The organism is Enterobacter sichuanensis (assembly GCF_009036245.1).
GTDB lineage: Bacteria > Pseudomonadota > Gammaproteobacteria > Enterobacterales > Enterobacteriaceae > Enterobacter > Enterobacter sichuanensis.
Map to the genome: position 1 here is coordinate 1,434,004 of NZ_CP027986.1, position 24,872 is coordinate 1,458,875.

The following is a 24,872-nucleotide window of genomic DNA, read 5'->3' on the forward strand; positions in this document are numbered from 1 at the left end:
AAAAGTGTGCACCATAGATGTGCAAAACCCTCGCCAGTGGGCGAGGGCTTAATAGATAATTCGTATGAATTATTCGATGTTAGATTCGATAAACCACAAGAATTGATCCAGGTCGCGGGAGGCAGCAGTGAAGATGTCTGCGGTATCTTCGTCTTTCGCCTGGCTGATGGCTTTACGCACATCGTTTGCCACGATGGCATAACGGTCCGCCAGTTCTTTCAGGTGCTCCTGAACGGTATGGATATCCAGCGGATAGCTTTTCAGTGGCGTCTTGCTGTTGATCACCTGCGTGGTACCCAGCGCCACACCGCCCAGTTGCACAGCACGTTCGGCCATGGTATCGAGGTGGGTCACCAGTGCTGTGCGGAAGCCATCCAGCATTTCATGAACGGCAATAAAGTTTGCACCGCGCATATTCCAGTGGGCCTGTTTGGTGATCAGCGAAAGATCGATGAACTGGATCACCTGGCGATTGAGCAACTCAATCGTTGCTTTTTTGTCGCTGTCCGATACATCGTTACGGGTATAAAGCAGATTAGACGCTTTCGTTTTCACCAGTTTAGCGGTACTCATAATCTCATATCCTCTTGATGTTTATGTCCCAGGTAATTACGGAACTAAGTATAGCACCGGATTTTTTCCCTGCGGTCTGGCTGTGCCTATTGGTTTAATAGCAAGAAGTGCGTTGTATTTTTAACTCACTGATAGACAAGGAGGATTCTGGAATTGATGCAGATCAATCTTAATTCTGCTTACCGCTTTGGGTACGAGGAGAATATGTCTTCTTTGTGACAAAGCATGTCAGCAAATATAAGGGTTTTCTCCCTGGCATTTATTCTGCATGACAATGAAGCCATGCAGGATATACGTCATTAGCTAAGGTCTACTTTCTGAACTTTTGACTCGGGACGCATGGTGAGCGTCGAGCCCATAGACGCTGCAATAATGGAGCACAGTGCCAGCGTCTGGGTAAAGGTCAGGGTTTCACCGAGGAAGATCATCCCGGAGATAGCGGCAAGCGCGGGCTCCATGCTCATCAGCGTACCAAAGATGCGCGTGGGCAGGCGGGTAAGGGCAATCATCTCCAGCGAATAGGGCAGCGCAGTCGAGAGGACGGCGACAGCGAGCCCAACCGGCATCACTGACCATTGCCAGATGGACTCCGTGGCCTGCGCCATGCCGAGCGGCACAAAGATGATGGCCGCTATTAATGACCCCAGCGCGACGGTCGCCGGCCCATGCTCTTCCCCGGCACGTTGACCCGTAAGGATATAGACCGCCCAGCAGGCACCCGCCCCCAGAGCCAGCGCGGCCCCCGTCAGGTCGATCTCGGAGACGTTCTGGCCCAGCGGTAACAGGAACCATAATCCCAGAACGGCTAATATCACCCAGATAAAGTCAACAGGCCGACGGGACGCGAAAAGCGCCACTGCCAGCGGGCCGGTAAATTCCAGCGCGACGGCAATGCCCAGAGGAATGGTCTGGATAGAGAGATAGAACATATAGTTCATAGCCCCCAGCGCCAGCCCGTAGAAAAGCAGCGGAAGTCGCTGTGCTTTCTGGACGCGCAGCCGCCAGGGTTTAAAGATGACCACGAGGATCAGGGTGCCTAATGCGATACGCAGCGCCGTCACGCCCGGCGCGCCCACCAGCGGGAAGAGTGATTTCGCGAGTGATGCGCCGCTCTGAATGGACAACATCGCAATCAGTATTACAGCTACCGGCATCCAGACCGACGACCTGCGGGATAACCCTGGCATCCTTTCTCCTGTCATGTTTTGTCAAAAAGGGTAAAAGCCGCAGTGTAATGGAAATATGGCGCAACGGTTGAGCTACTGTTGAAAAAAAACCAGGGAAAATCCGTAAAATAGATAAGCACTGCTGGTTTTATCGCCTGTCAGATTAGGAATAATCTGGATGAATGTAACGGCATTGACGCGCACTATTGGCGTTTTGCAGCAGAAAACCTTCGTGATTTGAATAAGATAACTGTCGATGGAAACGTTCTGTTACAGGAAAGGCTTCGTTAGACATCACGAATCACAAAGAGTTTCGCAAATTTTTTTGATATATTTAAAACTTACGGACTTACTTGAAGCACATTTGAGGTGGTTATGAAAAAAATTGCATGTCTTTCAGCACTGGCCGCTGTACTGGCTGTTTCCGCAGGTACCGCTGTAGCTGCTACTTCTACTGTAACTGGTGGTTACGCTCAGAGCGATATGCAGGGCGTGATGAACAAAGCTAACGGTTTCAACCTGAAGTATCGTTACGAGCAGGATAACAACCCACTGGGCGTGATCGGTTCTTTCACCTACACCGAGAAAGATCGTTCTGAAAACGGCGCATACAACAAAGGTCAATACTACGGTATCACCGCAGGTCCAGCTTACCGTCTGAACGACTGGGCAAGCATCTACGGTGTTGTTGGTGTTGGCTACGGTAAATTCCAGCAGACCGAAAACGAAGGTCTGAACCGCACTGCAAGCAACAGCGACTATGGCTTCTCCTATGGCGCAGGCCTGCAGTTCAACCCAATCCAGGACGTAGCTCTGGACTTCTCCTATGAGCAGAGCCGTATCCGCAACGTTGACGTTGGCACCTGGATCGCGGGCGTAGGTTACCGCTTCTAATCACTTCGGTGATTAAATAAAAAATCCGCCCACTGTGGCGGATTTTTTTTTGCAAGGTAAAAGCAAAACGGCAACCCTGGGTTGCCGTTTTTAATGTTTTTTCCCTCTCCCCGTGGGAGAGGGCCAGGGTGAGGGCATCAGGCCGCACGAAACGGCACAGCTTACTTACTCTTAATATCAAAAATATCCGTACCCAGATGGTTGTAGTCAACTTTCTGTAACTTGAAGTTGGTAACGTACACTGGGGGCGCTTTCTTGTTTGAGACAAACGGGTAAACATTTTTTATCTGTCCGGCAGTAATCCCCGTCCACTGCGAGAAGAACTGCAGGAAGTCATTTGCCGAACGACGCGCTTTAATGATGCGGTGCGTTTTATCATCACTCGACAGCACCATAAACGGTACCTGGAAGTTCTGCTGGAACTTGTCATCGTGCGCCAGATACTGCACCTCTTTGCCGCGCTCTTTAAACGCCAGCCCGTGATCCGAGAAATAGACCATGGAGAAGCTGTCGCCTGTATTGCGTAACTGCTCGTACAGCTTGCTGAGCAGGTCGTCGGTTTGCGTCATGGTGTAGAGATAGCACGAGGTCTCTTTGGACTGCACAAACTCCGCGTACTTCCCGCCAGTACGGTCGCACGCCTGCGGGTGTGACCCCATCAGGTGCAGGACAATCAGCTGAGGCTGCGTGCGCTGGGTGGCAAAGACCTGCGCCGTCATCTTAAGCAAAGCTTCGTCTTTGGTGTTTTTATCGGCTTCAAAATCACCGTTTTTCAGGAACTGCACTTCATCAGCCCGTTTGGCGATGCTGGCGATGGCGGTATCGTATTCGCCAATTTGCCCCTGATTGGAGAACCACCACGTCTGAAAACCTGCGCGGTTTGCCAGAGTGACGAAATTATCCTGATACTGGGGTTTGCCATCCACCACCCGGTTAAGAGTCAGGCCGAGCGATTTCTGCGTCGAGCCGCTGGCCGCGACATAATCGGTAAACAGGGTCCCCTTGACCGAATCAGCAAACGGGGTGTTATTCCAGTGCCCGCCAAACGCCCCCATGGCATCGCGACGCGCGCTTTCACCAATCACCACCACATAAGTGTGATATTTCGGCTTCACCGCCAGCACGTTCCAGGTGTCTTTCATATTGGAAAGCTCAGCCATACGCGCCTGTTCGTCGAGCACCTCTTTATTGTTCACCACCACATCTTTCACGAAGCGGAAAACCGGATAGCCGATATTGGTGAGCCTTAGCTTGCCGTCCCAGGGAATATTCTGGATGGGGGCGACAAACGCCACGGCAACGCTGAACACCAGACAGAGTACTTCGATCTTACCCCAGGATTTTTTCTCGTCAGACTGACGACGTATGGCGATAACGCCCAACGCGAAGATAAAGAGCCCGACCACGTAGCTGTACCACGGGAAGATCGTCAGGATCTCCGTCGACTCTTCCATGTTGGTCGAGTGCAGCGCCAGCAGGGTATTAAAGTTTGGCGAGCCGTACGCCTGACCAAACGGAAAATAGAGCGCAGCAACCAGCGAACAAATGCCGATTAACGCTTTTTGCGCACGTGGCGCGGTTCGCCACAGCAGGTGCAGAATGCAGGTAAAAGCCACTGCGTAGAGGAGGCTAAAGGGATAACCGAGTGCAAAGTTAATCAGTAATGACTGCAAAAAGTAAAATCCCGTCCACGGGCTTAAGGCCCGACTGCGGGTCACAACGGTATCTATCAGGGTTAAATTCATAGGTCACTATCATGGATGAAAACGCCATGTGCTCACCCTGGCGTCAAGGGTCATAACCTGCCTGACAGTGCGTGGAGAGGGAATGAGGGTCCGCTTCAGCGAGCCGCAAATTGTGCAGGGCTGCAAGAAGATAGTGCGAGCGCTAAATAATATCAACAGTTGCTAAGCAGATGTTTTGCGAAGGGGATTGCAAATCCGTAAAAAAGATCGGGAATAGGGCGGCTAAAAGCCAGTTTACAGCGAGAGTGTGACGGGAAAATGACGCGGCGTACCGCAACGCCGCTTAGTGGGAAGGTTTGTCGTCCTGATGCGGTTTGTTGTTAAACATATCGCACAGCATGTTCAACAGCATTAAGCGCACTTTAAAAGGAGAGTGGGTAAACACGGTCATACACCTCTTGAATTCGTTCATAAGACCTCCTGATTTTTGATCCCTTCGATCCGTGAAGGGTGACTGCATTACATACAGATATAGCACAGGCTATATTGTATAGCTATGGCTATTTCGTTAATTTTTTGTGCTTGCAGAGCTATGGTTTACAATGTGCGCTCTCGATACCGGGCGCTGGAAGCGTCACCCCACTGAGGAAGTACAATGAACCGTCGCGCAGGTAAGCCAGCAATGAGGAAAACGACGCAACTGGTGAATGTTGAAGAACATGTCGAAGGTTTTCGCCAGGTCCGTGAAGCGCACCGGCGTGAACTGATTGATGATTATGTTGAACTCATTTCCGATCTGATCCGTGAGGTTGGGGAAGCGCGCCAGGTCGATATGGCCGCCAGGCTGGGAGTGTCGCAACCAACCGTTGCGAAGATGTTAAAACGGCTTGCTTCTGTGGGGTTGATCGAAATGATCCCCTGGCGCGGGGTTTTCCTGACGCCAGAAGGGGAGAAACTCGCGCAGGAGAGCCGCGAGCGCCATCAGCTTGTCGAGAATTTTTTACTGGTGCTGGGCGTCAGCCCGGAGATTGCCCGCCGGGATGCGGAAGGTATGGAACACCACGTCAGCGAAGAGACGCTGGTGAAGTTTCGCGAATTTACCCTTAAATATGGTCCCTCCGCTGAATGAAAATCCCTGGACTGCAGGCCCTGGCACGCGATCGCTTCTTTCATCTGTTATTGATCACTGGCGCAGGGTTAAGCCTCTTTGTGCCGTTTGCGCCGCACGCCTGGCCTGCTGCGATTGACTGGCGCACCATTATTACCCTGAGCGGCTTAATGATGCTCACCAAAGGGGTCGAGCTGAGCGGCTATTTTGACGTGCTGGGACGTAAAATGGTGCGCCGCTTTGCCACCGAGCGCAGGCTGTCCCTGTTTATGGTCTTCTCCGCCGCGGTACTGTCGACGTTTCTGACCAACGACGTGGCGCTGTTTATTATCGTGCCCCTCACGCTCACCCTGCGTAAGCTGTGCGAGATCCCGGTTAGCCGGCTGATCATCTTTGAAGCGCTGGCGGTCAACGCGGGTTCGCTGTTAACGCCTGTCGGCAACCCACAGAACATCCTTCTCTGGGGACGTTCCGGGCTGTCGTTCGCCGCATTCACCTGGCAGATGGCGCCGCTGGCGCTGGTGATGATGGCGTCGCTGCTGGCGGTCTGCTGGTTTGCGTTTCCGGATAAAAAGCTGCAATACCACAGCGGTACAACCGGCCCGCAGTGGCAGCCTCGTCTGGTCTGGAGTTGCCTTGGGCTATACATCGTCTTCCTGTTCGCGCTGGAGCTGAAGTATGAGCTGGCGGGCGTGCTGCTCGTGGCGGCGGGGTTTGTCGTGCTGGCGCGTCGCGTGCTGGTGAGCGTGGACTGGACGCTGCTGCTGGTCTTTATGGTGATGTTTATTGATGTGCATCTGCTCATCCAGCTTCCGGTGCTGCAAAACGTGCTGCACAGCGTCAGTACGCTGTCTCAGCCGGGACTGTGGCTGACGGCGATTGGCCTGTCGCAGGTTATCAGCAACGTGCCTTCCACCATTCTGCTGCTCAACTACGTTCCGCCGGACACGCTGCTGGCCTGGGCCGTTAACATTGGCGGGTTTGGGCTACTGCCTGGATCGCTTGCCAACCTGATTGCCCTGCGGATGGCGAACGATCGCCGTATCTGGTGGCGCTTCCATCTCTGGTCGATCCCGATGCTGTTATGGGCCGCGACGATCGGTTTCGGAATATTCCTTCTCATATAGTGCGCAATTTGTCAGTTTTTCCTGGCAAACGTATAGCAACGTCCTAGCTTTAGTGAACGGCATAGTGTGATGCCGCTCACTGACAGGACTGTTGCTGACCTATGGCTGAAGATCAAAATCCGCCTGCTGACGAGCAGGACAAAAACAATAATGAGCGTAAGCGTCCGGGCAAAAAACCGTTAATCATCCTCGGCATTGTCGTGGTGATCATGGTCGTTGTGGCGCTGGTCTGGTGGTTTTTAACCCGTAACGAAGAGACAACCGACGACGCCTTCACCGACGGCGACGTGGTGACGATTGCCCCCAAAACGGCAGGCTATGTCACCGAGCTGCGCGTGCGCGATAACCAGCGCGTGAAAAAGGGTGATCTGCTGGTGGTCATCGATCCGCGGGATACCACCGCACAGCGCGATCAGGCTCAGGCCCAGCTTGGGCTGGCTATCGCGCAGCTGCATCAGGCCCAGGCGCAGCTGGCGCTCTCCAGAGTGCAGTATCCCGCCCAGCGTGATGAGGCCAGAGCGCAGATGCTGAAAGCGCAGGCCGATCTGGCGAACGCGCAGGCAGAGTATCGCCGCCAGCGCGGCGTCGACCCGCGTGCGACCACCCAGCAAAGTATTGATTCCGCGAATGCGCAGCTGCGCAGCGCCCAGGCGGGTCTGGCCAGCGCCCAGGCGCAGCTGGAAGTGGCAGAGCAGGTACAGCTGCAAATCCGTCAGCAGGAAACCAACGTTGAAGCGCGCGAGCGTCAGGTCGAGCAGGCTAAAGCGCAGCTGGAAACGGCAAACCTGAACCTCTCCTATACCGAAGTCCGCGCCCCGTTCGACGGCGTTGTCACCAAACGCAACGTGCAGCCCGGTACGCTGGTGCAGGCGGGAACGGCGCTGTTCTCGCTGGTTTCCCCCAATGTGTGGGTCGTAGCGAACTTCAAAGAGTCGCAGCTTGAGCGGATGAAGCCGGGTGATAAGGTCACCGTCTCCGTGGATGCATGGCCGGATATGGAACTTGAGGGACATGTCGACAGTATCCAGCAGGGGAGCGGCTCGCGTTTCTCCGCCTTCCCGGCTGAAAATGCCACCGGTAACTTTGTCAAAATTGTGCAGCGCGTGCCGGTGAAAATCGTGATTGATAAGGGGCTCGATCCGAACAAACCGCTGCCGCTGGGGCTGTCGGTGGCACCGAAGGTGACGGTGGAATGACGGATCACAGCCACGACAAATGGAAACCCGCCAGTAATCCATGGGCGGTGGCGATTGTCGTCACGCTGGCGGTGTTTATGGAGATCCTCGACACCACCATCGTCAACGTGGCGCTGCCCCACGTGGCGGGGTCGCTCTCCTCCAGCTACGACGAATCCACCTGGGTGTTAACCAGCTATCTGGTCGCGAACGGCATTGTGCTGCCCATCTCGGCGTTTCTGAGCCGCGTGTTCGGCCGCAAGCAGTTCTTCTTGATCTGCATCGTGATGTTTACGGTCTGTTCGTTCCTGTGCGGGATTGCCACCGAGCTGTGGCAGATCATTCTGTTTCGCGTGATGCAGGGCTTCTTTGGCGGCGGCCTGCAGCCTACCCAGCAGTCGGTACTGCTCGACTACTTCAAGCCCGAGGACCGGGGCAAAGCGTTTGGGCTCTCGTCCATTGCGATTATCGTTGCCCCGGTACTCGGCCCGACGCTGGGGGGCTGGATCACGGATAACTACTCCTGGCGCTGGGTCTTCTTTATCAATATCCCGGTGGGGATTGTTACGGTGCTGGCGATCTACCAGCTGTTGGAAGATCCGCCCTGGGAGAGTAAATCGAAAGAGAAGCTGACCATCGACTGGACGGGGATCGGCCTGATCGCGCTCGGCCTCGGCTGCCTGCAGGTGATGCTCGACAGGGGCGAAGACGAGGACTGGTTCTACTCGCACTTTATTCGCACCTTCGCGGTGTTAACCCTGATCGGCATTATCGGCGCCATTTACTGGCTGATGTATGCCAAAAAACCGGTGGTGGATCTGCACTGCATGAAGGACCGCAACTTTGCCGTCTCAAGCCTGCTGATGGCGGGGATGGCGATGATCCTCTACGGCAGCTCGGTGGTCATCCCGCAACTGGCGCAGCAGGATTTGGGCTATACCGCCACCTGGTCCGGGCTGGTGCTGTCCCCTGGCGCGGTGTTGATTGTGTTGACCATCCCGCTGGTGCTGAAGCTAATGCCGGTGGTGCAGACGCGCTGGATTATTGCCTTTGGCTTTACCTGTCTGGCGGTGTCGTTCTTCTGGTCGCGCACGCTCACTCCGGATATCGACTTCGAAACGCTGGTGCTGTTTCGCAGCGCCCAGTCGCTGGGGCTGGGGTTCCTGTTTGTTCCGCTGACCACCATTGCCTTTATTTCGATCCCGCGACGGCTGAACGCCGATGCGGCGGCGCTGTTTACCATGTTCCGTAACGTTGCGGGCTCGGTTGGGATCTCGCTGTCGACGGCGGCGATTACCGAGCGCTCGCAGGCGCACAGCGCGCATCTGGCGTACCACGCCTCGCCGTTTAACGAGCAGTTCCAGCAGGCGATACGCGAGAGCGCCCAGGCGATCCAGAATTTCACCACCCAGGTGGGGGATCCCACCGGGATAGCCACCGGACGCCTGTACCAGACCATGATTGAGCAGTCGCGCTTCCTGGCCTACATCGACGTCTTCACCCTTCTGAGCGCGGTGGCCTTGTTACTGATTCCGTTTTGTTTGTTGCTCTCGCCGGTTAAGAGCGAGGGGAGTGCAGGAGCACACTGATGATACACAGACGTTTACACCCCCTGATGATAATGATGCTGCTGGCCGGCTGCGCCGTCGGGCCGGATTATCAGCCGCCCGCGCCGCCTGCCGTGACGCACTGGAACGATAAAGGCGACAGCGGGGTGAAATCGCAAACCACCTCCGCCGCGACCAACCCGCGCTGGTGGAAAACCTTCGGCTCGCCGCAGCTCGACAGCCTGGTTGAACGCGCCATCGCCGGAAACCTGACGCTGCAGCAAACGGTGCTGCGTATCGCGGGAGCGCGTGAACAGATTAACCAGGCGGGCGGGGCGTTTTACCCGTCGGTGAACGGTAATCTGCAGGCGACTCGCCAGCAGCTCGGGCTGGAAGGGGAGCTGAAATCCCACGGGGTGTATGACCAGCTGGATAATGTCGATCCTGAGCTGCGGGGCGCGTTAGGACCGCTGACGCAGCCGATCAACCTCTATCAGGGCAGCTTCGACGCCCAGTGGGAAATCGACCTGTGGGGCAAGGTGCGCAGGCAGGTCGAGGCGGCACAAGCGCAGCAGAAAGCGGCTATTGAACAGCGTAACGATGCGCTGGTGTCGCTGGAAGCGGAAGTGGCCCGCGCCTGGCTCCAGCTGCGCGGGGCGCAGAGCATTATCGCCACCCTGAACACGCAGATTAAAAGCGCGCAACAGACGCTGGATCTCACCGAAAGCCGCCAGCGCGGCGGGCTGTCACCGCAGATGGATGTCGAAAACGCCCGGGCGCAGCTGGGCAATCTTGAAGCACAGCTGCCGCAGTATCAGGCTCAGGAGCGCCAGGCGATGAACGGTCTGGCGATCCTGCTTGGTAAGCCGCCGGGCGCGCTGGATGCGGAACTGCAACGCGCACAGCCGATGCCGGCCCTGCCGGATATCGTACAAACGGGCATTCCGTCGACGCTGGCGCGACGCCGCCCGGACGTGCGTGAAGCGGAAGCGAATCTTCATGCCGCCACGGCGCAAATCGGCGTCTCGGTGGCCCAGCTGTTCCCGAGCTTTACCCTTTCCGGGCAGTTTGGCCTGCGAAACAGCGAAACCAACTGGCTGACCGACTGGAGCAGCCATTTCTACAGTTTTGGTCCGCAGGTGTCGATTCCCATCTTCCAGGGCGGACGGCTGGTCTCCAGCGTGAAACTGGCGCGCGCGCAGCAGGGGGCGGCGGTGCTGGACTATCGCCAGACGGTGCTGACCGCGCTCGGGGATGTTGAGAATGCGCTGGTGAGCTACCGTACCGATCAGCAGCGTGAAGCGGGCCTGGCGAAAACCATCGACGCGCTGCAAAACGCCTTTGACCTGGCGAGCGACAGCTACCGGCAGGGGATCGCCAGCTTTATCGACGTGCTGGACGCCCAGCGACAGCTGGCGCAGGCCCAGCAGCAGCGCGCCCAGGCGCAGGTGCAAAGCGCCCTTGACCTGGTGGCGCTCTACAAGGCGCTCGGTGGCGGCTGGGAGCCGTATCAGCAGGTGCAATTACCGGACTACACCGTCTTTGGCGATGCCCCGCGCGGATAAATTTTCAGAGGATTGGGCAAGAAACGGACAGGAACGCCACATTCGCGATGGCTGAGAGGCGGGTATAACTATCGGGTACCCAATCGACATGCGAGGAATGACATATGCGTTATCAAAAACTGGGCAACACCGGTCTGTTTGTTTCTGAACTCTGCCTCGGCACCATGACGTTTGGCGGTGAAGGCGGCATGTGGGGCAAGATTGGCCAGCTGCAGCAAAATGAGGCCGAGCAGCTGGTGGGCCGCGCGCTGGATGCCGGGATCAACTTTATCGACACCGCGGACGTCTATTCGGAAGGGCGCTCGGAGGCGATTACCGGTCAGGCGCTGAAAAACCTGAAAATCCCGCGCGAAAACGTGGTGGTGGCTACCAAAGTATTCGGCGAAACGGGGACGGCAGGGGTGAACTCACGCGGCAGCTCGCGCTACCACATTATTAGCAGCGTGAAGGAGAGCCTGCGCCGTCTGCAGCTCGATCATATCGATCTCTACCAGCTTCACGGTTTCGACCCGGCCACGCCGATTGAAGAGACGCTGTACGCGCTGGATAATCTGGTGCAGCACGGCCATGTGCGCTACATCGGCGTCTCGAACTGGGCAGCATGGCAGATTGCCAAAGCGCTCGGTATTTCTGAACGTCTCGGCCTTGCGCGTTTCGCATCGCTCCAGGCGTATTACACCATCGCCGGACGCGATCTGGAGCGCGAGCTGGTGCCGATGATGCAGAGCGAAGGTGTCGGGCTGATGGTCTGGAGCCCGCTGGCGGGTGGCCTGTTGAGCGGGAAATATGGCCGCGACGGGCAGAGTGAAGCCGGTGGTCGTCGTCTGGAGTTCGACTTCCCGCCGGTGAATAAAGATCGCGCCTTCGACTGCGTGGACGTGATGCGCACTATCGCCGAAAGCAAGGGTATCTCCGTCGCGCAAATCGCACTGGCGTGGCTGCTGCACCAAAAAGCCGTCACCAGTGTGATCATTGGTGCCAAACGCGTCGAACAGCTGGATGACAACATTGCCGCCACCGGGATCCGCTTAAGCGAAGACGAGCTTAAACAGCTTGATGCGGTCAGCGCGCTGCCGCGCGAATATCCCGGCTGGATGCTGGAGCGGCAGGGGGAATATCGGCGTAATCAGCTCGCACAACAATAACCTTCCTTTCCCCGGCAGGCGCTTCGCTTACCGGGGCTTTTTTCCCGCCTTGCTCACAAAAAACGATCCTCCTCTTTGATCGCTTTTACCTCTTCGTCTATATGACTAGTCATGAAATTTAAATGACTAGTCATATAGGGAGAGACCATGAACAATCAGCTACCAGCCAACTTTTTATGGGGCAACTCGGTATCCAGCATGCAGACGGAAGGGGCATGGAATGAGGGCGGAAAGGGGATGTCGGTCTACGATATTCGCGAAGCCGGAGAGAACATCTCTGACTGGAAGGTGGCGACCGACTCCTACCACCGCTATCGGGAAGATTTCGACCTGATGCAGGATCTGGGGATGAACTGCTACCGCTTCCAGATCTCCTGGAGCCGGGTCTGCCCGCAGGGGGACGGTGCGTTCAACGACGAGGGCATCGCGTTTTATGACCGCTTTATTAACGACCTGATCGCTCGCGGTATTGAGCCGATGATCTGCCTCTACCACTTCGATATGCCGCTGGCGCTGGCACAGGAGTACAACGGCTTCAATGACCGCCGGGTAATGGACGCCTTTATTCGCTACGGCAAAAAGATGATCGACTGCTTCGGCGACCGGGTGAAGTACTGGCTGACGTTCAACGAGCAGAACATCTTCCATATGCCGGAAGCGTTTCGCATTTCCGGCTACATGAAAGGGGAGAAAACCCTGCGCGAGCTGTACGAACTGCAGCACCATACGATGGTGGCGCACATGGCGCTGACCGAGTATCTGCACCAGACCCGCCCGGGCCAGCTGATGGGCGGCATGCTGGCGCATCAGCTGATCTACCCGGCCACCTGCAAACCGCGCGATATCTTCTGCGCCCAGCAGTACGACGAATTCCTCAACCAGAACCTGCTGCGTGTTTTTGCCGGTCAGGGCTACAGCCCGGCGGTCATGGCGGTGGTGGAGCAGGAAGGATTTGGCGATCTCTACCGCGCCGAGGATTTAGCGCTACTGGCGCGCACCAAAAACGACTTTATGGCCTTCAGCTATTACGCCAGTAAAACGCTGGACAGCGATGCGATCCCGGAGGGCACGCCGGTCAACTATTACCTGCTGCACGGCGAGAAAAATAACCCGTACCTGAAAGCCACCGAGTGGAACTGGCAGATCGACCCGCTCGGTTTTCGCACCATCATTACCCGCTACGCCAACGACTGGCGCATGCCGGTATTCCCGATTGAAAACGGCATTGGCGTGATTGAGTCCTGGGATGGCGTCAACCCCATCGAGGATACCTACCGCATCGACTACCACCGGGCGCATATTGAGGCGATGAAAGCCGCGATATTTGAGGATGGTGCAGAGGTGATGGGCTACCTCGGCTGGGGGTTGATCGACATTCTCAGCTCCCAGGGCGATATGCGTAAGCGCTACGGGGTGGTCTATGTCAACCGTGAAAACCACGACCTGAAAGACCTGAAACGCGTGCCGAAAAAGAGCTACGCGTGGTTAAAACAGGTAATCCATACCAACGGACGCGAGATGTAAGCCGTACGCTGCCGGGCCGTTTTTGTGACTGATTGATGGGAACTATCCGCTATGTCTGAAACAAAAATCACACCGCATATGCAGTCCTTTGTCGACAAATTTGTCGAGTTCTCGGCGCGCCTGGCAAACCAGGTGCACCTGCGCTCCCTGCGCGACGCCTTCGCCACGGTGATGCCGATTTTCATCCTCGCCGGACTGGCGGTGCTGGTGAACAACGTGGTGTTTCCGTGGATCCTGGAAGGCGACACGCTTACCCACTTTAAGGTGTGGGGCGAGGCGATCATTAACGGCACGCTGAACATCGCCGCGCTGCTGCTGGCGCCGATGATTGCCTGGTCGCTGGCGCGCAACAAAGATTTCGACAATCCGGTCTCGGCAGTGGTTATCGCCGTCAGCAGCTTTATCATCATGATGCCGATGCGCTTACAGATCACGCCCGTCGGCAGTGAGACCACGGTAAACGTCACGCAGGTGCTGACCTTCGCCAATATCGGCTCGACCGGGATTTTCGCCGGCGTGTTGATTGGTCTGCTGTCGACGGAGCTGTTTATCGCTATCTCGCGGCTGAAGGCGCTGCACATTTCGCTCGGGGAAAACGTGCCGCCGGCGGTGAGCAAATCCTTTACCGCGCTGATCCCGACCATCCTGACGCTCTCGCTGTTTGCTATCCTGGCAGCGCTGTTGGCAAACGTGCTGCACACGGATCTGATCCATCTCATTACGACCTTTATCCAGCAGCCGCTGCGGCTCATCAACACCAGCCTGCCGGGAACGATTTTCATCTATAGCTTCGGCAACTTCCTGTTCACGCTCGGTATTCATCAGTCGGTGGTCAACAGCGTGGTGCTGGAACCGTTCCTGCTGATCAACACCAACGAGAACATGCTGGCCTTCGCCAATGGTCAGCCGATCCCGCACATCATCAACAACATCTTCGTGCCGACGTTTGGCATGGTGGGCGGAACCGGCAGCACGATCTCGCTGCTGATCGCCATCTTTATCTTCTCGCGGCAACAGTCGGCGAAGCAGGTGGCGCGTCTGTCGCTGGCGCCGGGTCTGTTCAATATCAACGAGCCGGTGATTTTTGGGCTGCCGATTGTCTTTAACCTGCCGCTGATGATCCCGTTTGTGCTGTTACCCGCCATCGGCATCTATTTTGCCTGGCTCTGTACGACCCTGGGGTTGATGTCGCGCTGCGTGGTGATGATCCCCTGGACGACACCGCCGATCCTGAGCGCCTGGCTGGCGACGGCGGGGGACTGGCGGGCGGTGGTGGTGCAGTTGGCAATCATTGTATTTGGTGTATTCTTCTACCTGCCTTTCCTCAAAATTGCCGAGAGAGTGGCGTTAAAAAACAGCGGGATAGAAACTAACTGAAAGGAAGGACGATGGCGGCGAAGTACATCACCATAGCGCGGGAAATTAAGAAACGCATCATCAGCCAGCAGTACGCCGCCAATGAACCGCTGCCGGACCAGTTTGCGCTGGCCGCGGAGTTCAATACCAGCCGGATGACCATTCAGCAGGCCATGCGTCAGCTGATTGTCGAAGGGCTGGTGTATACCCGCCAGGGGCAGGGGACGTTCATCCGCAAGAATTTTCTTCAGCTGTCGCAGTGGGATCTCTCCGGCAGCGACTACTTTGGCGCGACCAAAACCTGGGAGCATCTGGGTACGGTGACCAGCCAGGTGGTGCATTTTGAACTGCGTTTTCCGAACGAGAAAGAGCAGGCTTCGCTGATGATCAACGCCGATACGCCCGTCTATGATTTCATCCGCCTGCGTCTGCTCAACGGTGAGCCGATGTCGCTGGACGCCACGGTGATGCCGCTCAATCTGGTGGCCGGCCTGAATAAAAGCCATCTTGAAAGCTCGGTGTTTCGCTATATCCAGGAGACGCTGGGGCTCAAGATTATGGGGTCGTACCGGGTAGTGCGGGCATTAAAGCCGAATGCGCTGGACATGCAGCATCTGGTCTGCGAGGAGAGCGACCCGGTGCTGGAGGTGGAGCAGGTGATCTATCTGGAAGATGGCACGCCGCTGGAGTATGCCCACTGCCACTACCGGTACGACCACGGCGGGATTGTGATCGTCAATAACGGCTAAAAAAAAGCGGGCATCGAAGCCCGCTTTTTCTTTTTGGCGATTAGTTCAAACGCACCGGCATACCGGAGCGGTTCTGCACCGCCTGGTCAACAATCGTCGTCTCGACGTCAGGCTGAGAGGTCACCGCCTGCACCGCGCTGTTCAGCGTAATCGGTACGATTTCGTTATTGTTGATCTGATCTTCGCTGGTGGACAGCGGGTTGTGCACTTCGATGTAACGGCTACCGTCTGGCTCAGACGTGGCTTTCACCGGTTCGTTAATGAACTGGACTCGCGTCCCGACAGGTACGTTTTCGAACAGGAATTTAATGTCGTCGTTACGCAGACGTACGCAGCCGTGGCTGACGCGCAGGCCGATACCGAAGTTGGCATTAGTACCGTGAATAGCATACAGACGGCCAATGTACAGCGCGTACAGACCCATCGGGTTATCCGGGCCTGCCGGGACCACGGCTGGCAGCGGCTCGCCTGCTGCGATGTATTCCGCGTGCATTTTCGCCGTTGGGGTCCAGGTTGGGCCTGCTTTCTTACGCTCAACTTTGGTGGTCCAGTTCAGCGGGGTGTCTTTGCCCAACTGGCCGATACCGATTGGCAGCACGATCACGGTGTTGGTGCCTTTCGGGTAGTAATACAGACGCATTTCCGCGCTGTTGATGACGATACCTTCATGAACGGTATCCGGCAGGATCAGCTGCTGAGGAATGTTAAGCACGGTCCCGGCTTTTGGCAGATACGGGTCAACGCCCGGGTTCGCTTCCAGCATGTTAGACAGGCCCAGCTGGTACTGCGCCGCAAAATACTCCAGCGGCTGAGTGTTACCCTCAGGCACCGTCACTACCTGGTTTTGACCCACCAGACGGCTACCGTCTGTCGGCAGCGGATAAGTCACCGCAGAAGCGGTTTTGCAAAAACCTACTACGGCTAACGCCGCCGCAAAAAGCGTTGTTAATTTCATGTTCATGTTGTGCGAGGTATCTAAGCCATTCAGGCGTGAGTTGATAAGTCTGAATCTGTGATGGGAGCGCATTATATGTGCATTCCCGCTAACAGGGAATTCAGATGTGTACGAAATCACATTTTTTTCGATTTTGTTAAAGTTTAGCGGAGCGTCGCAACACGGGATCTCAATTCGGAATTGTGGCATAATGCCGTGTTTATCACACTTTTCGCAGGAATCTCCCCGTGTTAGTTACCAGCAACGTCACTATGCAGTTTGGCAGTAAGCCGCTGTTCGAAAACATTTCCGTCAAATTTGGCGGCGGCAACCGTTACGGCCTGATTGGTGCCAACGGTAGCGGTAAATCCACCTTTATGAAGATCCTCGGCGGTGACCTGGAGCCGACCCTCGGCAACGTTTCGCTCGACCCTAACGAGCGTATCGGTAAGCTGCGTCAGGATCAGTTCGCCTTTGAAGAATTCACCGTGCTCGACACGGTGATCATGGGGCACGCGGAGCTGTGGGAAGTGAAGCAGGAGCGCGATCGTATCTATGCGCTGGCCGAGATGAGCGAAGAAGACGGTTATAAAGTGGCCGATCTGGAAACGCAGTACGGCGAAATGGACGGTTACTCCGCGGAAGCCCGTGCGGGCGAGCTGCTGCTGGGCGTGGGTATTCCGGTAGAACAACACTATGGCCCGATGAGCGAAGTTGCGCCAGGCTGGAAGCTGCGCGTGCTGCTGGCGCAGGCGCTGTTCTCAAACCCGGACATTCTGCTGCTCGACGAACCAACGAACAACCTGGACATCGACACCATTCGCTGGCTGGAGCAGACGCTGAACGATCGCGACAGCACGATGATCATCATCTCGCACGACCGTCACTTCCTGAACATGGTCTGTACGCACATGGCGGATCTGGACTACGGCGAGCTGCGCGTGTATCCGGGCAACTACGACGAATACATGACGGCGGCCACCCAGGCGCGTGAACGTCTGCTGGCGGACAACGCCAAGAAAAAAGCGCAGATTGCAGACCTGCAGTCCTTCGTTAGCCGCTTCAGTGCCAACGCTTCTAAATCGCGTCAGGCCACCTCGCGCGCGCGTCAGATTGACAAAATCAAGCTGGAAGAGGTTAAAGCCTCCAGCCGTCAGAACCCGTTCATCCGCTTCGAGCAGGACAAGAAACTGTTCCGTAACGCGCTGGAAGTGGAAGCCCTTACCAAAGGCTTCGATGAAGGTCCGCTGTTCAAAAACTTCAACCTGCTGCTGGAAGTGGGCGAGAAGATTGCCATTCTGGGGGCGAACGGCGTGGGTAAATCCACCATGCTGAAAACCCTGGTGGGCGAACTGCAGCCGGACAACGGCACCGTCAAGTGGTCTGAAAACGCGCAAATCGGCTACTACGCGCAGGATCATGAGTATGAGTTCGAAAACGATCTGACCGTCTTTGACTGGATGAGCCAGTGGAAGCAGGAAGGCGACGACGAGCAGGCTGTGCGTAGCATTCTCGGTCGTCTGCTGTTCAGCCAGGACGACATCAAGAAGCCGGCTAAAGTGCTCTCCGGTGGCGAGAAGGGCCGCATGCTGTTCGGCAAGCTGATGATGGAAAAACCCAACATTCTGGTGATGGACGAACCGACCAACCACCTGGATATGGAATCGATCGAGTCGCTGAACATGGCGCTGGAGATGTATCAGGGCACCCTGATCTTCGTCTCTCACGACCGCGAGTTCGTCAGCTCGCTGGCGACCCGCGTGATCGAAATTACGCCAGAACGCGTGGTGGACTTCACCGGTAACTACGAAGATTATCTGCGCAGCAAAGGTATCGAGAGTTAAAAAAAACCGGGTGGCGGCTTCGCCTTACCCGGCCTACGGTCTATTCCCTCTCCCTGTGGGAGAGGGTTAGGGTGAGGGTTACACCACCCACTCGCCCCCTTCAACCCCATTCACCCGCAGTTTGCGTTTCTCCCCCGCCGGTAACGACACCTTCAGGGCTTTCCACGCCGGACGGTAATCGCCGCGCGCGTTAACCTTCAGGTCGATGGTTGCCCCGTCGCACACCATTTCCCATTCCACCCACAGCGCATTGCCATTCTGGTAGCCCCAGCTTTCACCGTCATCTTCAAACAGCAGGCCAGCGCTGGCGCCGACACCTTTCACCGGGAACAGCTTCAGTTCGCGGGCATCGTCCTTTTCAGCAGACACATGCCTAATACGTTCGCTGAGCGGCAGACCGGCACCGGCGCGCACCAGCAGCGGCAGTTTTTCCAGCGGCGCGTCGAGGACGATCCACTGCCCGCCCGCATACCACTCATGGGTATAAAAATCGTACCAGCCGGTTTCATTATCCGGCAGCCAGAGACGGCGCGCACGCTGACCGGCTTCGACGACGCTTGCGACCAGCACATCGCGGCCCAGCAGGAAGTCATCACACTCTTCGAAGGTCTGCGCGTCGTGCTCGTGGTCGAGGAAAGTCGGGCGCAGCATCGGTTCGTCGTCGGCGTGTGCCTGCCAGAGCAGGGTGTAGAGATACGGCAGCAGGCGATAGCGCAGTTCAATGGCCGCGCGAATGGCAGGGGTGACGCCCGGGTACATCCACGGCTCGTTTACCGTGTGGTCATCGTTCCACGAGTGAATGGTGAAGCGCGGGTGCATCACCCCGTTCTGCACCCAGCGAACAAACAGCTCGGCGTCCGGTTTGTCGCCGGAGAAACCGCCCACGTCATGGCCAACGTTAAACAGCCCGGACAGGCTCATCCCCAGCCCCATACGGATGTTATAGCGCAGGGTCTCCCAGCTGGTGCGGTTATCCCCGCTCCAGGTCTGAACGTAGCGCTGCATCCCGGCACAGCCGGAGCGGGAGATCAGATAAGGACGCTTTTCCGGGGCAAAGCGCTGCTGCGCTTCCAGCGAGGCGCGCATCATCAGCAGCGGCATCACCGGGCGAATATGCTTGATGGCGATCTCCTTGCCAAAGCCGTGGCAGCGGGCTTCGCCATCCCACACTTCATATTCATTGTTGTCGTTCCAGGTGGAATCAATGCCCATCTCCAGCAGCTGCGTGGTGACACCGTTCTGCCACCACTGCACCGTCTGCGGATTGGTAAAATCGAGATGCGATCCTTCGTCATCCCAGAAGCTGGAGCGTTCGGGGGCATCGGTTTCTGAATCGCGGATGAACAGGCCGCTCTCTGCCACTTCGCTATAGCGCGGATGGTCCTGCAGCAGGCACGGCTTGATGTTTGCCGCAAGTTTCAGCCCTGCGTCGTGGAACGCCTGGGTCATCACCTTCGGCTGCGGCACTTTGTCATGGTTCCAGTTAAAGACGTAGCGCTTGCCGTTGATCGAGGTATAGCCCGAGGAGAGCTGGAACGAGTCGCACGGGATGGCGTGCTCTTCGCACAGGCGAATAAAGTTCATCAGCTGATTCTGCGCGTCCGGCGCGTCGGTGTAGTGCATGGTTGAGCCGCTGTAGCCCAGGCTCCATTTCGGACCGAATAACGTTTTCCCGGTCAGGCGCACGAAGGCTTTGGTGACGTCCAGCACCCGTTTGCCGGTAAAGAGGTAGTAATCAATATCGCCCGCTTCCGCCTGCCAGCGGCGATAGGCTGTGTGGTAGTTGTCGATCTCGTTTCCCAGGTCCAGCCAGCAGCTGCTCAGGTTGTCATAGAACAGGCCGTAGCTCACGTCGTCACGGTGGGTGAGGGTGAACGGAATATGCTTGTACAGCGGGTCGGTGCTGGCGGCGTTGTAGCCCATCGCATCGAGGTTACGCATCTCATAGCGCTTACCGTTACGCTGCAGATCGCCCGCTTTCTCACCCAGACCGTAAAAACGCTCGTCCTTGCGGCGGCTCAGGTAGTGCGCCACCCCGTCGCCGTGGGCATTCAGCAGGTAGGCACTGGTCGGACGGTCGTTGACCAACGGCTGCCACTCGCCCTCGTCATTGCGGTAGTGCCACTCCAGCCACAGCGGCTGGTGGACGGTCACGCGCAGCTGTTCGGTTGCCACGGTTAACGTGTCATCCTGCTGCGTCAGCGTCCAGGCCGGGCAGGTGAAACCGCTGAGATCGTCGCGATGGCGGCCTTCCCACGGTACGTCTTTCTCCGGGGCGATGCTCCAGGTGCGGTCGAGCGACAGTTCGCCTTTACGCTTAATCAGCACGCGGAACAGGTTCTCTTCCAGCACATACAGGCACAGGCGGTGCTGGTTATCCACCAGCAGTTCCAGATGGTTTGCCGACTGCTTATCGACGGTCCAGTTTTTCAGGGTTTTCATATGCAATACATCCACTATCAGGCGCGCTTGGCGCGACGTTCAGCAATAAATGCTACCAGGAAGAGAGCGCCAATCAGGTCAAAGAAGCCCATGGCAATAAAGAGCGGGTTAAAGCCGATTTTGTCGGCGGTCACCCCAATTAACAGCGAGAACAGGAAGCTGGCGATCCACGCCGCCGAGCCGCGCATGCCGTTTACGGTCGCCATCTGACCTTTATCAAACGACTCCACGACCAGGGCGCTCAGCATGCAGGAGATGATCTGGTGCCCGAAGCCGCCGATGGAGATCAGCACGATGGTGATATACGGGTCGCGGGTAATGGCCACGATGGCCAGAGAGATCATCAGGAACGCGCCGGTCACGGAGCTTGCCACGACCGAGTTCACGCGGGAGCAGCCGAACAGACGGGTGTACAGGCGGGTGAGGTAGCCGCTCGCCACGCTGCCAAGGTCAGCGGCGAGAAACGGCAGCCAGGCAAACATCGCGATCTGTTTCAGATCCATGCCGTGCTCTTTGGCGAGATACAGCGGCACCCAGAAGCTCAGCACCGCCCAGGCCGGCTCTGCCATAAAGGCCGGGATGGCGATACCGTAAAAACGTTTGTTCTTCGAGACGGTTTTCAGCGCGGTCAGGAACGGCAGCTTCACCGCAGGCGGTTCATTATCCTGTTTGATAAACGCCAGCTCGTCTTTGCTCAGGTTCGGGTGCTGCTCCGGGTTGTGGTAGAACGCCCACCACAGGATCACCCACAGCAGCGCCAGCACGCCGGTGAACATAAACGCTCCCTGCCAGCCGAACGAGGCGTGGGCAAAGTAGATGATAGGCGGAGCCAGCATCGCACCGATGGAGAAGCCCACCCCCGCCCAACCGGCGGCGACAGGACGCTCTGATTTCGGGAACCATTCGCCAATCGTTTTGGCGTTCGCCGGCGTGGCGGCCGCTTCAGAGGCCCCCATAAAGAAGCGCAGAATAGCGAGATGCAGCCAGCTTCCGGCCCCCGCGTGGAAAATACACATCAGCGCCCAGATCCCGGCACAGACCATAAAACCAATCTTCAGGCCGATGACGTCAATCAGCCAGCCGCACAGGGGCTGGAAAATGGTGTAGGCGATCTGGAAGGCCCCGACGATCCAGGAGTACTGCTCGGTGGTGATCCCGAGGCTCTCTTTCAGCTCCGGCGCGAGAATACCTAACGAATTTCGGGTGATGTAGTTAACGGTGACGCCCAGTAAGAACAGCACCAGTACGTACCAGCGCAGGTTTTTAATGACGCGACGGGTTTTGCTTGCCGCAACGGTGTTATTGATGTCCTGACTCATTTTACTCTCCACAAGACGGACGCTAAGGGGACGGAGGTTCAGGTGTCACACAGTTTTTTATGCCTTTGATTTCTATCCGTTTAGAATGCTTAAGTTGCTATACAACTAGTATGGAAGTTGTGTGACAAGTTCACCTTAAGGGAGAAAATGAGTGGGCAGTAGTGGATTTTGTGCAAAAATTCTCATAACTGAGCTTAATCATTTGGCATGATGGTTTACGCATCAGTAATGACCTGACAGACACGCTATGAAAATTTTGTCATTTCGCAAATGGAGCCAGATCACAAAATGGACAAAAGGCTAAAAATCACCGAAATTGCCACCCGGACTCAGCTCTCGATCAGCACCGTTTCGCGGGTGCTGGCGGGGAAGGCCAATACCAGCGAAAAAGCGCGGGCGAAGGTGCTGGAGTGTGCCCGCGAGCTGGGGGTGCTGGACGGGATGGCGGCGGGGCGTTTGCTGCTGAACAGCCTGGTGGTGTTCGCCCCGCAGCGGGCATTTGACGAGCGGTCTGACATTTTTTACTACCGCGTGATCCAGAGCGTGAGCAAAGGCCTTGCTTCCCACGATGTACGCCTGCGCTACTGTGCACTGGAGGAGAACGACAGCGACGCCCAGCTTTTTCTGGCACGTATGAACGAACCGGACACCCAGGCCGCCATCCTTCTCGGGATTGACGATCCGCATATCCACGATCTGGCGGTGGATGTCGGTAAACCCTGCATGCTGATTAACTGTCGCGATCGCCATATGCGCCTGCCGGCCGTGGCGCCGGATCATCGGGCGATTGGCGAGCGGGCGGCGGAGTATCTGTTTGAGATGGGGCACCGCGAAGTGATGAACGTGCTCTGCCTGCGTCGCTACACCATGGAACTGCGCCTCTCCGGCATCCGCGATGCGTGGCAATCCCACAACCTGACGTTCAACGACAAACGCGATCTGCTGGTGGTACCGAGTTTCAGCGCGCGCGAAACGGAACAGATGGTCAGCGACTGGCTGAGCCAGATGCAGGGCAACGATCTGCCGACGGCGTTTCTGGTCGGTGGCGACTTTATGGCGGCGGGCACCATCAGTGCGCTGCAAAAACAAGGGTTGCGCGTGCCGCAGGACATCTCGGTGATGAGCATTGACGGCTTTAATCTGGCAGCCATTCAGGATGTACCGTTAACGGCGGTGCATGTTCCGCGCGACGAGCTGGGAACGGAAGCGGTGCATATGCTCCAGCAGCGGCTGATGCGCCCGGACGCGCCGGTGGGCACCTTGCTGCTGAACGGCACCCTGACCGTACGGGAATCAGTCCGGCGGATACGTCAGGGGAAACGACGCACCGCCGTGGAGCGGGAAGGGTTGTACGACAGTTAAACCATGCCCAGCGCGCGCTTGCCGTGGATATTCAGGTCGGCCACGGTAAAACGGCCCTGCCAGGTCTTTTCATAATCTTCACGCGGGAAGTCACCCGGCGACGCGCCGGTTTCCAGCGCTTCCCGGACCTTTTTCGCATAGGCGAGGTTCTTCTCGCACATCGGCGCGGCAGGGATGTACATCACGTTACCCCAGCCCTGCTGGTTCTCAACCGGTGCAACCGAGTGGATCACATCGCAATGCCACCACACGGAATCACCCGCCTCCAGTGCCGGAATGCTGCTTAACGCCTCGATAAGCAGCGGGTGCCACTTCTCCGAGACCGGCAACACGCGCCCCGGTGCGACGCCGCAGAGCTCGTCCTCCGGTACGTCGTCCAGCAGCGGGCGCAGCAGAATGTACGCCATGGCCTCCGGGATGGGCACCACGTGCAGCAGCCCCTGACCTGGGATCATATCCGACAGCGCCGTCCAGCCCTGGAAGGTGCGGAACACCGAGCATTTGGTGGTGTTATCCACGGTGTACTCCTCCACTTCGGTGCGGTGCGCGGCGTTCCACGGGTCGTATTTATCGACGTTGCCGTCAAACACGCGGGCAAAGACCTGCTGATAGGCCGGCAGCAGCCAGCGCTCCAGCGCGCCGGAGTCGGTATGCGCCCCCAGCCCTTTCGAGGTGGTTCCCGGCGGACGGCGGCGAATACGATCCGGATAAATCACGCTCACATCCGGGTCGAACCACTGCTTGCCGTTGCTCTCGAATGTCCATAAACGGTTCAGGAACGACTGCACCTGCGCCATCTCTTCACTCTGGCGCGCCTGCATTTGCGCCTGCGACCAGTAGATCGGGTATATCTCCGGGCGGGAGGCCGTTAGGGTGCCGAAGAAGTTATCGCCCGGGCCTTTATACACCTCGTCAAACTGGTTGAGATCGAGGTAGTCGAGCATCGACTGATCCCACGCCAGGGCCTGTTCGCGCGGGAAGTGACCTTTAATCACCGCGCAGCCCCGGCGTTTGATGGCGTCGCGCTGCGCGGGCGTGATGGTGCCATTTTTCACATCCGAAAACGGGATCACCGGCCAGACCGATTCACCTTTGTTTTTCAGGGCGTTGATTTCCGCCACGCGGGTGGCGATTTTATCACTGAGCTTGTCGAACACCGCCTGCACGTCGCCAATCTGCGCGCGTAACTCACGTTTCAACTGACGGATTGCCGCTTTGTGATCCGCCGGTAAGGTTTCACTGGTAAAGGTCATAACTGCCTCGCATCTTTCATTCGAAAGTAAAAATATCTACAAGTGATACTTTAAGTTAAAAATAAGTTAATGCAAGTTTAAAAACTTGACGCGTGCCACAGGAT

Annotated in this window: 20 protein-coding genes; 12 read left to right on the forward strand and 8 right to left on the reverse strand. The window is 57.0% G+C overall.

Translation table 11 applies throughout. The features are described from left to right. Positions 1-69: 69 nt before the first annotated feature. Together dps and rhtA are read right to left on the reverse strand one after the other, a co-directional pair. A complete protein-coding gene (gene dps, locus C1N69_RS06785) occupies positions 70-573 on the reverse strand; it encodes a DNA starvation/stationary phase protection protein Dps (RefSeq protein WP_025757272.1) in 504 nt (167 codons plus the stop codon). Positions 574-872: 299 nt separating this feature from the next. Beyond that, positions 873-1,760, reverse strand: coding sequence for a threonine/homoserine exporter RhtA (gene rhtA, locus C1N69_RS06790; protein ID WP_025757273.1), 888 nt, complete (start codon positions 1,758-1,760; stop codon positions 873-875). Between the two features lie 354 nt (positions 1,761-2,114). On the opposite strand from rhtA, the gene ompX reads away from it, so the two are divergent. Continuing rightward, entirely contained in the window at positions 2,115-2,633 is a 519-nt protein-coding gene (ompX, locus tag C1N69_RS06800; protein WP_025757274.1) for an outer membrane protein OmpX, read from the forward strand. A 161-nt stretch (positions 2,634-2,794) separates the two neighbouring features. Here the strand turns inward: ompX and C1N69_RS06805 are convergent, their stop codons facing one another. Together C1N69_RS06805 and mntS are read right to left on the reverse strand one after the other, a co-directional pair. Beyond that, on the reverse strand, positions 2,795-4,378 hold the full coding sequence (locus tag C1N69_RS06805; RefSeq protein ID WP_155030887.1) for a phosphoethanolamine transferase: 1,584 nt from the start codon (positions 4,376-4,378) through the stop codon (positions 2,795-2,797). Between the two features lie 283 nt (positions 4,379-4,661). Continuing rightward, positions 4,662-4,790, reverse strand: a complete 129-nt coding sequence (gene mntS / locus C1N69_RS06810) for a manganase accumulation protein MntS (protein WP_014831181.1) — start codon at positions 4,788-4,790, stop codon at positions 4,662-4,664. Positions 4,791-4,973: 183 nt separating this feature from the next. Between mntS and mntR the strand changes: the two genes are divergently transcribed. The 9 genes from mntR to C1N69_RS06855 all read left to right on the forward strand — a co-directional run bounded on the left by mntR (position 4,974) and on the right by C1N69_RS06855 (position 15,614). After that, entirely contained in the window at positions 4,974-5,447 is a 474-nt protein-coding gene (gene mntR / locus C1N69_RS06815) for a manganese-binding transcriptional regulator MntR (RefSeq protein ID WP_025757276.1), read from the forward strand. Next, positions 5,444-6,553 (forward strand): anion transporter, encoded by a 1,110-nt coding sequence (locus tag C1N69_RS06820; RefSeq protein ID WP_094918017.1) that lies wholly within the window; start codon positions 5,444-5,446, stop codon positions 6,551-6,553. Before mntR ends, C1N69_RS06820 begins: the two co-directional genes overlap by 4 nt. A gap of 101 nt (positions 6,554-6,654) precedes the next feature. Further along, a complete protein-coding gene (locus C1N69_RS06825; protein ID WP_104556942.1) occupies positions 6,655-7,749 on the forward strand; it encodes an HlyD family secretion protein in 1,095 nt (364 codons plus the stop codon). After that, a complete protein-coding gene (locus tag C1N69_RS06830; RefSeq protein WP_104556941.1) occupies positions 7,746-9,317 on the forward strand; it encodes a DHA2 family efflux MFS transporter permease subunit in 1,572 nt (523 codons plus the stop codon). Before C1N69_RS06825 ends, C1N69_RS06830 begins: the two co-directional genes overlap by 4 nt. Further along, complete coding sequence (locus C1N69_RS06835; RefSeq protein ID WP_094918020.1) at positions 9,317-10,840, forward strand: efflux transporter outer membrane subunit; 1,524 nt, start codon at positions 9,317-9,319, stop codon at positions 10,838-10,840. The genes C1N69_RS06830 and C1N69_RS06835 overlap by 1 nt, the downstream gene beginning before the upstream one ends. Before the next feature lie 104 nt (positions 10,841-10,944). Next, the gene (locus tag C1N69_RS06840) at positions 10,945-11,985 is read left to right on the forward strand and encodes an aldo/keto reductase (protein WP_155030888.1); all 1,041 of its coding nucleotides are present in this window, start codon (positions 10,945-10,947) and stop codon (positions 11,983-11,985) included. A 147-nt stretch (positions 11,986-12,132) separates the two neighbouring features. Continuing rightward, the gene (locus C1N69_RS06845) at positions 12,133-13,509 is read left to right on the forward strand and encodes a glycoside hydrolase family 1 protein (RefSeq protein WP_155030889.1); all 1,377 of its coding nucleotides are present in this window, start codon (positions 12,133-12,135) and stop codon (positions 13,507-13,509) included. Positions 13,510-13,560: 51 nt separating this feature from the next. Next, a complete protein-coding gene (locus C1N69_RS06850) occupies positions 13,561-14,886 on the forward strand; it encodes a PTS sugar transporter subunit IIC (RefSeq protein WP_126801467.1) in 1,326 nt (441 codons plus the stop codon). A gap of 11 nt (positions 14,887-14,897) precedes the next feature. Beyond that, entirely contained in the window at positions 14,898-15,614 is a 717-nt protein-coding gene (locus tag C1N69_RS06855) for a GntR family transcriptional regulator (RefSeq protein ID WP_155030890.1), read from the forward strand. A 40-nt stretch (positions 15,615-15,654) separates the two neighbouring features. Here C1N69_RS06855 and ldtB read toward each other — a convergent pair whose 3' ends face one another. Further along, entirely contained in the window at positions 15,655-16,575 is a 921-nt protein-coding gene (ldtB, locus tag C1N69_RS06860) for a L,D-transpeptidase (protein ID WP_025757284.1), read from the reverse strand. A gap of 221 nt (positions 16,576-16,796) precedes the next feature. Here ldtB and C1N69_RS06865 point away from each other — a divergent pair, with 221 nt between their 5' ends. Beyond that, on the forward strand, positions 16,797-18,392 hold the full coding sequence (locus C1N69_RS06865) for an ABC-F family ATPase (RefSeq protein ID WP_047958092.1): 1,596 nt from the start codon (positions 16,797-16,799) through the stop codon (positions 18,390-18,392). 78 nt (positions 18,393-18,470) lie between these two features. Here the strand turns inward: C1N69_RS06865 and C1N69_RS06870 are convergent, their stop codons facing one another. Both C1N69_RS06870 and C1N69_RS06875 read right to left on the reverse strand, forming a co-directional pair. Further along, positions 18,471-20,834, reverse strand: a complete 2,364-nt coding sequence (locus C1N69_RS06870; protein WP_155030891.1) for a glycoside hydrolase family 31 protein — start codon at positions 20,832-20,834, stop codon at positions 18,471-18,473. 17 nt (positions 20,835-20,851) lie between these two features. Then, the gene (locus C1N69_RS06875) at positions 20,852-22,153 is read right to left on the reverse strand and encodes an MFS transporter (RefSeq protein WP_025757287.1); all 1,302 of its coding nucleotides are present in this window, start codon (positions 22,151-22,153) and stop codon (positions 20,852-20,854) included. 288 nt (positions 22,154-22,441) lie between these two features. On the opposite strand from C1N69_RS06875, the gene C1N69_RS06880 reads away from it, so the two are divergent. Continuing rightward, positions 22,442-23,515, forward strand: coding sequence for a LacI family DNA-binding transcriptional regulator (locus C1N69_RS06880; protein ID WP_025757288.1), 1,074 nt, complete (start codon positions 22,442-22,444; stop codon positions 23,513-23,515). Here C1N69_RS06880 and C1N69_RS06885 read toward each other — a convergent pair. Beyond that, on the reverse strand, positions 23,512-24,768 hold the full coding sequence (locus tag C1N69_RS06885; RefSeq protein ID WP_095440888.1) for a DUF1479 domain-containing protein: 1,257 nt from the start codon (positions 24,766-24,768) through the stop codon (positions 23,512-23,514). The two genes, C1N69_RS06880 and C1N69_RS06885, sit on opposite strands and share 4 nt — an antisense overlap. Between the last annotated feature and the right edge of the window lie 104 nt (positions 24,769-24,872).

Bases quoted from the DNA above. Each gene is read 5' to 3' on its own strand.
- C1N69_RS06830 (WP_104556941.1), top strand. From the start codon at position 7,746: ATGACGGATCACAGCCACGACAAATGGAAACCCGCCAGTAATCCATGG.
- ldtB (WP_025757284.1), bottom strand. From the start codon at position 16,575: ATGAACATGAAATTAACAACGCTTTTTGCGGCGGCGTTAGCCGTAGTA.
- C1N69_RS06880 (WP_025757288.1), top strand. From the start codon at position 22,442: ATGGACAAAAGGCTAAAAATCACCGAAATTGCCACCCGGACTCAGCTC.
- C1N69_RS06875 (WP_025757287.1), bottom strand. From the start codon at position 22,153: ATGAGTCAGGACATCAATAACACCGTTGCGGCAAGCAAAACCCGTCGC.
- mntS (WP_014831181.1), bottom strand. From the start codon at position 4,790: ATGAACGAATTCAAGAGGTGTATGACCGTGTTTACCCACTCTCCTTTT.
- C1N69_RS06825 (WP_104556942.1), top strand. From the start codon at position 6,655: ATGGCTGAAGATCAAAATCCGCCTGCTGACGAGCAGGACAAAAACAAT.
- rhtA (WP_025757273.1), bottom strand. From the start codon at position 1,760: ATGCCAGGGTTATCCCGCAGGTCGTCGGTCTGGATGCCGGTAGCTGTA.
- C1N69_RS06845 (WP_155030889.1), top strand. From the start codon at position 12,133: ATGAACAATCAGCTACCAGCCAACTTTTTATGGGGCAACTCGGTATCC.
- ompX (WP_025757274.1), top strand. From the start codon at position 2,115: ATGAAAAAAATTGCATGTCTTTCAGCACTGGCCGCTGTACTGGCTGTT.
- C1N69_RS06850 (WP_126801467.1), top strand. From the start codon at position 13,561: ATGTCTGAAACAAAAATCACACCGCATATGCAGTCCTTTGTCGACAAA.
- C1N69_RS06835 (WP_094918020.1), top strand. From the start codon at position 9,317: ATGATACACAGACGTTTACACCCCCTGATGATAATGATGCTGCTGGCC.
- dps (WP_025757272.1), bottom strand. From the start codon at position 573: ATGAGTACCGCTAAACTGGTGAAAACGAAAGCGTCTAATCTGCTTTAT.
- C1N69_RS06840 (WP_155030888.1), top strand. From the start codon at position 10,945: ATGCGTTATCAAAAACTGGGCAACACCGGTCTGTTTGTTTCTGAACTC.
- C1N69_RS06805 (WP_155030887.1), bottom strand. From the start codon at position 4,378: ATGAATTTAACCCTGATAGATACCGTTGTGACCCGCAGTCGGGCCTTA.
- C1N69_RS06870 (WP_155030891.1), bottom strand. From the start codon at position 20,834: ATGAAAACCCTGAAAAACTGGACCGTCGATAAGCAGTCGGCAAACCAT.
- C1N69_RS06820 (WP_094918017.1), top strand. From the start codon at position 5,444: ATGAAAATCCCTGGACTGCAGGCCCTGGCACGCGATCGCTTCTTTCAT.
- C1N69_RS06855 (WP_155030890.1), top strand. From the start codon at position 14,898: ATGGCGGCGAAGTACATCACCATAGCGCGGGAAATTAAGAAACGCATC.
- C1N69_RS06885 (WP_095440888.1), bottom strand. From the start codon at position 24,768: ATGACCTTTACCAGTGAAACCTTACCGGCGGATCACAAAGCGGCAATC.
- mntR (WP_025757276.1), top strand. From the start codon at position 4,974: ATGAACCGTCGCGCAGGTAAGCCAGCAATGAGGAAAACGACGCAACTG.